Here is a 7782-nt window from a genome sequence, read left to right as displayed (position 1 = left end):
GTTGCCGCGGCAACAAGGGGTATTTCAATCAATCAAAAAGATTCATGCTTAAATAACGTTCGCCGGTGTCCGGCGCGATGCACAGTACTTTTTTGCCGGCACCGAGGCGCTTAGCGGTTTCAATTGCCGCAAAAACAGTGGCTCCGGCTGAAGGGCCGACGAAGATGCCTTCCTCGCGCGCCATTCTTTTGAACATATCGATGGCGTCATCATCATTGATTTGCATGATTTCATCGTAAATTTTGGTGTTCAGAATATCCGGTACGAAGCCTGGGCTCGTGCCGACCAATTTATGCTTGCCAGGTTTCCCTCCGGATAACACCGGAGAGCCTTTCGGTTCCACCACAACGATATGCAGATCCGGCAAATGGTCTTTCAAGGTTTCGCCTGTCCCTGTAATAGTGCCGCCAGTTCCAGCGGAAGCGACGAAAGCATCAAGCTTGCCATCCATCTGCTCCAAGATTTCAGTAGCCGTCGTATGGCGGTGGGCATCGGGGTTTGCCGCGTTTTCAAATTGCTGCGGAATAAAGCTGTTCGGAATTTCTTCTTTCAGTGCGAGCGCTTTGCCGATGGCGCCCGGCATTTTGTCATCGGCAGGAGTCAATTCCACTTCGGCCCCGAAAGCTTTAAGCAAATTAATGCGTTCTTTAGTGGCGTTGTCGGGCAACACAAGAATCGCGCGATAGCCTCTCGCCGCTGCCACCATGGCAAGGCCGATGCCAGTATTGCCGCTTGTGGGCTCGATGATTGTCGCACCAGGCTTCAGGACGCCTTGTTCTTCCGCCATTTTGATCATATTGAACGCCGCGCGGTCTTTGACGCTTTTAGTCGGGTTGAACATTTCAAGCTTAACGTAAACATCCGCAGCGCCTGCCGGGACGAGTCGATTCAATTTAACAACCGGCGTATCGCCGATCAAGTCTGTAATGCTGTTAAAGGGTTTCATGCGTAACAACCTTTCATTTCTGAGATTCTATATGCATCCAATATCTATTCTAGTATAAAAAAGGTTCTGCCACCAAGGAAGAAAGCTTACTAGCCTTGTGCGGATACCGGGATATGCTTGAACGCTTTGACATCGAAAAGCCCAAGGTCTGTAAGCTTCAAGTCAGGAATGACCGGCAATGACAGGAACGATAGGGTGAGGAATGCATTGAAATGGGTAGGAGCACCGATTTCCGTCAGACTTTTATCAAGTTCTTTCAACTGCGAATACACATTTTCGAAGGGGGCTTCGGACATCAGGCCGGCAATGGAAAGCGGCAGTGTTGAGAGGACTTTGCCGTTTTCAACAACTGCCAGGCCGCCGCCGATTTGCTGCAATGTTTCCGCCGCCAGCAGGATATCGGCGTCATTCGTGCCGGCTGCAATGATGTTATGCGAATCATGGGCTACCGTTGTAGCAATGGCTCCGCGCTGCAAGCCGAGCCCTTTGGTGATTCCGAGCCCGACATTGCCGCTCGCTTTATGGCGTTCGATGACCGCAATCTTCAAGAGGTCCTGCTCCGGGTCGGCTGTGAAAAAGCCCGTACTTTGCGGAACTTCTTCTATTAAATGTGAAGTAAGAAGGCTGTTCGGATGGATGCCGATAATATGGGCTTTTGCGCCTGCTTGGAGCGGGATGCGCAAATCATCTGCCGATAATGCAGACATAAGGACAGTATCACGGACTTGGGCTGAGCTTGCACGTTCAAAGGAAGCCCCTGCATAGCGGCCGTTTTTTGCAGCGAGCTTGCCGCCTTTATAAACTTCGGAAATCGCAAAATCCTCAAGGCTGTCCAATAAAATGAAATCCGCGTCATAACCGGGTGCAATCGCTCCTTTGGAAGAAAGCCCGTAGCATTGCGCGGCATTGAAACTGCCCATCGAAATGGCGGTGATCGGATCAAGCCCAGAGGCGATGGCGACGCGGACATTGAAGTCGATGCTGCCTTCTTCGATCAAGTCATCGAGGTGCTTGTCATCTGTGCAGAACAGGCAGCGTGCGGAATTTTGTTCAGTGACCGCCCCGAGCAAGGCGTTGAGGTCTTTGGCGACCGAGCCCTCGCGCAGCATGACATACATGCCACGTTCGATGCGCGCCAATGCTTCCTCTTTTGTCGTGCATTCATGGTCGGTCAGAATCCCCGCAGACCGATAGACGTTGATGTCATTGGCAGATAGTCCGGCGGCATGGCCATCAATTTGGCTGGTGAGCAGCAATTTATCGAGCATGGCGCTGTCAGCGCTGAGGACAGCCGGGAAATCCATCACTTCCGCGAGCCCCAGAACCCGGCTCTTTGAAACGAACGGACGCAAATCTTCGGCACTTAATGAGGCGCCGCTATTTTCAAAAGGAGTCGCTGGCACGCAGGAAGGCAGCATGAACAAAACTTCGAGCATCGTGTCCGCCGAATCATCGAGCATAAAGTCGATTCCTGCTGCACCACGGACGTTCGCAATTTCATGTGGGTCAGTGATAACGGTCGTCACGCCATGAGGCAAGACGACTTCAGAGAATTGGTGCGGCGTAACCATCGATGATTCGATATGGACATGAGCATCAATCAGGCCAGGGGACAGGAAGCGTCCGGCAGCATCAATTTCTGCGATTCCTTCATAGTCGCCAATTCCGACAATGACACCGTCGACGATGGCTACATCGCCCGTTGACAGCCCTTTTGTGAAGACGTTGACAATGCGGGCATTGCGGATGACCATATCCGCCTTTTTGGTTTTATTGGCGGCTTGGATACGCGCCGTGAGCTGTTGCTTATTCATGGTTATCAGGCTCCTTTAGAGGGATTCGGTGGATTTTAAGTTAGTGGAAAAAAGCTGCATTGCCTAATTCTACAACTCCCGCCAGCGGAACACCAGTTAAAATTCCCTTGGTAATTGCTGATGGAATGCTCGAGGAAATGGGAGTATACTGTCGCTAAAGAAAGATTCAGAAAGGGGATGGCAGTAATGGATAATCATTCCGACACTCTGCATATAACAGCAGCGGCCATCACAATCGACGGCCCAGGCGGAGAGAGTTACATGGAAGACGGTTCGTTTTCGACGCTTGTGTCCTTGCCGCGGGAAATGGGGGGCAGCGGAGAAGGCTTTAGCCCGGCCAAGTTTCTGGCGCTTAGCTGCAGCAGCAGCTTCAGTTTCACTATGGCAGCCATCATGGAAGAAACCGAGCTTGCTGGCAGGACCCGCATAAGCTGCAAAGTATCAATGGTGCCGGATGGCGCAGTTGGGGACTCTAAGTTTGCGATTGCAATGGATGTAGCGGTGAAGGGATTGGAACTCGAGACAGTACAGACTTTGGCGGATAATGCATTTGAGAGATGCCCACTTTCAAAAGCGGTGAAAGGAAATGTGGAACTGAAGGTCCGGGTTGTGCCTTACGAAGAAAAAGAGCCGCCGATTTTTGAAGCGGACAGCAATTGGGCTATTTAAAAAGCGGAATAGAAAAGCCGATCCTGGACTTTAACGCATCCCAGGGTCGGCTATTTTAACGAGTATAAATTTAAGAAAGTACTTCAACATAGCCTTCCGAACCGTTGATGCGGATTCGCTGGCCGTCTTTGATCAGGCGGCTGGCATTTTCAACTCCTACCACAGCAGGGAGGCCGTATTCCCGTGCGATGACCGCACCATGGGTCATCAGGCCGCCCACTTCTGTCACGAGCCCTTTGGCGGATACGAACAGCGGCGTCCAGCTCGGATCGGTAAACGCCGTGACGAGAATATCACCTTCTGCCAAAAAAGCGTCTTCCATCCGCAGGACAACCCGCGCGCGCCCTTCTACAATGCCGCTTGAAACAGCAATGCCCGGAAGCGCACCTGGAGGCATATTTTCAGTATCGTATTCTCCGGTCAACACTTCACCCTCGGAAGTGATCAAGCGGGGCGGCACCATTTTGCTGTACTGGCGATAGGCAGCTTTCCGTTCTTCGATAAGCCGGTAATCCACGTGGCCTGTATGAATAAGCTCCTGCAGCTCGTCAAAGAATAAATAGTAGATATCCTCCTTTTCACGAATAGCTCCGCGTTCCTGCAGCAAACGGGCTTCTTCCATCAACGCCTCTTTGTAAATGCCGTAGCGTCTAATAAAAGCGAATTTCGGATATTCCCGGAACCCGAGGTAATTGTCTAAAATGCGGATGTGATTTTTCAGCTTTTTGATTTTTCTTGTGCCTCCGCGCTGGCGCTGGAGTCCGCTTACGAGTTCTTGTTCTTTCATCTCCGCTTTGAACTTGCCTTCCTGCAGTCGGGCTGCTTTTTCGTTCGGGTGGAAATTTTGGATGTTGCTGATGATTGTAGGCGCTAGAATGGAAGGCTGTTCTATCCAGCGTGTCTGGGTTATATCGATTTCGCCGGCGCAGCGCATGCCGTATTTACCAAGGAACTCCCGGTAAGCCGCACTGAACGTTTTGCCGCCTTCGAGCTTTTCAATCGATCCGAAAAAGTCATCTTTATCCGGATTCTGCAAAAAACGGATAACGGCGGGGGAGTTGCGGGCAGCGTCCGCCACATCCAGCAATTCCAGACCCATTTCAGACGTGACGTTATCGGGAACGGATTGTGACAAGGTATCGGCTGTATTTTTTTCCCCAAGCCATTTTTCCATGTTTTCGTTGATCCACATCATCGCGTAAATGCTGACCATGATAATCGCTAAACCTTGCGGATCGTAGACATTTTTTTTCAAATTCTCCTGGTCCCGCAACAGGAAGGCAATCAATTCATCACCGGAGAACAACCCGATTTCCTCGGCAGCCTGCCGAATTGAAGCCTCATTTTTGGCTACGACTCTTTTTACGATCGCCCGGTCGTTCTTGAAATAGACATTGAATAGCTCGAAAACGAATTTCCAGGAGAGCGCACCGGAACCGATTTTAAACGCTCTTTTGCCGCGTGGCAGCACTTCTTTTCTTTTAACGAAATCGGCAAGGGCACGGTGCATTTTGATATCGCTTTTGCGCATCGCATTGACGAGCATTTTTTTTCCGCTCCAGGAAGCCAAATCGTGTGAGATATCGAAATACAAGCGGCCGCCGATTGCATCCATCGGAATGTCCGGCATGAATCCGAAAAACGACATGCCCAGGGGATTGATGGGAGCTGTCATCATTTGCCGATGGCCGATGGACATATAAAGGCGAAGCGCATCGTCCTTTTTCGGCGGAAGCGGAAAAAGGGTGGTGATCGGGCGGCTCTGAAGAATGAAAATCTGCCCCTTATCAAGGCACCATTCGATATCCTGCGGATTATGGAAATGGGCTTCAATGTGCCTGCCGAGCTGTGCCAATTTCAAAATCTCACCGTCAGACAAAGCTTGGAGCTGCTGTTTTCCAGCTTCGACTGGCCGCTCTTCCGTGCCGCCGCCTGGAATCGGATACACTGCGACTTTTTTTGTAGACACCGTTTTTTGAACGATTTGTCCGTTCTGCACTTTGTAATTATCCGCGGATACAACGCCAGATACCAAAGCTTCGCCAAGCCCATAGCTGGCATCGATCGACAGCATTTTCCGATTTGATGAAACCGGATCCGCTGTGAATAAGATGCCGGACACTTGCGGGAAAATCATGCGTTGGACGATGACCGCAAGAAAAACGCTGCCATGCGCAAAGCCGTTTTGGCTCCGGTAAACAGCAGCGCGCTCCGTGAAAAGAGATGCCCAGCAGCGGCGGACTGCGTGCAGAATCTCCTGCGATCCTTTGATGTTCAGATAGGTGTCTTGTTGGCCGGCAAACGAAGCGGAAGGCAAATCTTCCGCAGTCGCGCTTGAACGCACAGCGTATTCGTCGTGCTCGCCGTATTCGGCATGCCGGCGCACAATTTCTTGTCTGATGTCTTCTGGAATTTCCACCGCTTCAATCAATCCACGGATCTTCCTGGCTGCGCTGCTGATGCCAGCAAAATCATCGGCAGGGCATGAGGAGAGGTCTTCGAACGCCTTTTGGATTTCCGGATTTTCAGCAATGATTTTTTTGAATGCCGCCGCTGTAATGCAAAAACCTGCAGGCACCCTCACCTCTGGAATTTTAGCCAGTACCCCCAGGTTCAATCCTTTGCCGCCGACAAGAGGCAGATCGTTGATTGTGATATCGTGAAAATCCAATGTATAATTTCGCAAAATAGCCGTCCCCTTTCTATTTTGTGTAATCGAACTTAAAGATTTTCAGTAGCAGAAACTTCAAACAAGCCGTTTTCCGGCAATCGACCGTGCGGCATGGATGCCGCTTGCTGCTGCGCCGATCGTGCCGCCGCCAGGGAAAATATGGTCGCCGCAAAGGTAAAGGCCGGAAATTCCCGAACGGTGTGAAATGGAATTGAATAAAGCGGAATCGAGTGTCTGCGGAAAGCCGCCGACATAGCCGTTCGGCCTGCCGGTAAAACGTTCCCAAGCCTTCGGCGCCCCTTTTTCTAGATGGACGATGGCGTTCTGGAAACCCGGGATCTGCTCTTCAATCGCACTCAGCATCTTCGCGGTCAAAGTTCTGCGGGTGGATTTGTATTTTTCTTTGTCATCCCAATGCCGCGCTTCTGAATGCGTGGAAACAGTCACAGTGCGAAATCCTTCAGGAGCCCGCAGCCGATCTTCCGCATGCGAAGAGGACATGAAGAAATGCCCGCCTTCTGCCATGCCGCCGCCTGTGGAAATCTGCCGGAACAAGGGCAGGGGTTCAGCCAGTTTCGATTCATCAACGGCAATGTAAAGCGTCAGAGTGGTCCAGGTTTCGCTTTGAATGCCTTCAGCAAGCGGCTTTTTCAATTGCTTCATGAGTTCTGGCTGCAGCATCTGCGGCAGCATCTGGATCGGGGCATTGAAGACTACAGCGTCCGCTTCGTAGCCATTGCCGCGGTGGTCAATCGCGTGCCAGCCGCTTTCGCTTTTTTCGAGTTTAAGGACTGTCCGCCTTTTCTTCAAGACACCGTTATTTGCTGCTAGGCTGTCCGCCATGACTTCGGCGAAACGGTAAAGCCCGCCAGGTACGTAAAAAGCCCCTTCATGGTAAATATCAAGCGCTGTTGCCGCGAGTAAATAGGAAACGTCTTCGCTGCCGGTCTGCATACTGTCGATCAAAAGGCCATCCAGCATGTGGCGGAAAGGGTGGAGCTGTGCCAGGCCGTGGTGCGCTAAGCGATGCCCGAGTGTCTGGTTAAGAAAAGGCAGGAGTTTGACATGGACCGGCCGGACAGCGGCAACGAGATAAGCCCATTCTTTTGGCGTTGAAGGGGGAAGGGCAGGGAGCGGACCCATCAAAGTACGGACAACCGCCGCGGTTTGCTGAATTTCCTGGTAGAAAGAACGAATCTGTTTATCGTATTCCGGAAAATGCGCCGCAATGCCGTCAACATGGAGCTTTCTGTCCTTCAGAAACTGATAGGTGGCTTCGGGATGGACCATTTCCATGACATGGTCGAGCGGTTCGATCGGCAGCGGCGCCTCCAGAAAACGGAATACCCGCTCATGGATGCCGCCTGCTTCCAGCCCCATTCCGAGCGTTGCGCCAGCGGGAAACAGGAATTTATGGCGCTTGAATTTGCCGGCACAGCCGCCAAGTTCTGAAGATGCTTCCAGCAGGGTGACAGCATCGCCATTTTTCGCAAGCAGGGATGCTGCTGTGAGGCCACCGATTCCAGCGCCGATCACCAATATTTTTTTGCCCATCCAGAACCCTCTTTTCCTTTTCAAGTTTATGGCGGGTTCTTCACGCCTGAACAAAGTATCGTATATTTAATAAAATAACATAATAATTATAAAAAGTAATTTTTGAAATTTTTTTGTTTTTATAAATT

Annotated in this window: 5 protein-coding genes; 1 reads left to right on the top strand and 4 read right to left on the bottom strand. The window is 51.2% G+C overall.

Going from position 1 to position 7782, the window contains the following annotated elements; all coding sequences use genetic code 11:
* Positions 1-28: 28 nt before the first annotated feature.
* Positions 29-946: a cysteine synthase A gene (cysK, locus tag EGV91_RS10750; RefSeq protein WP_135503597.1), complete on the bottom strand. Its 918-nt coding sequence runs from the start codon at positions 944-946 to the stop codon at positions 29-31.
* Between the two features lie 89 nt (positions 947-1035).
* The gene (ade, locus tag EGV91_RS10745; protein ID WP_135503595.1) at positions 1036-2760 is read right to left on the bottom strand and encodes an adenine deaminase; all 1725 of its coding nucleotides are present in this window, start codon (positions 2758-2760) and stop codon (positions 1036-1038) included.
* 186 nt (positions 2761-2946) lie between these two features.
* Between ade and EGV91_RS10740 the strand changes: the two genes are divergently transcribed.
* Positions 2947-3429 carry an OsmC family protein gene (locus EGV91_RS10740; protein WP_158290603.1) on the top strand — a complete coding sequence of 161 codons (483 nt, stop codon included), beginning with the start codon at positions 2947-2949 and terminating at the stop codon, positions 3427-3429.
* 70 nt (positions 3430-3499) lie between these two features.
* Here the strand turns inward: EGV91_RS10740 and ppsA are convergent, their stop codons facing one another.
* Both ppsA and EGV91_RS10730 read right to left on the bottom strand, forming a co-directional pair.
* Positions 3500-6115, bottom strand: a complete 2616-nt coding sequence (ppsA, locus tag EGV91_RS10735) for a phosphoenolpyruvate synthase (protein WP_135503592.1) — start codon at positions 6113-6115, stop codon at positions 3500-3502.
* 60 nt (positions 6116-6175) lie between these two features.
* A complete protein-coding gene (locus tag EGV91_RS10730; protein ID WP_135503589.1) occupies positions 6176-7654 on the bottom strand; it encodes a phytoene desaturase family protein in 1479 nt (492 codons plus the stop codon).
* Positions 7655-7782 lie beyond the last annotated feature (128 nt).

Origin of the sequence: Planococcus koreensis, assembly GCF_004761975.1 — a bacterium.
GTDB lineage: Bacteria > Bacillota > Bacilli > Bacillales_A > Planococcaceae > Planococcus > Planococcus koreensis.
This window is presented reverse-complemented; position numbering and strand designations above follow the sequence as displayed.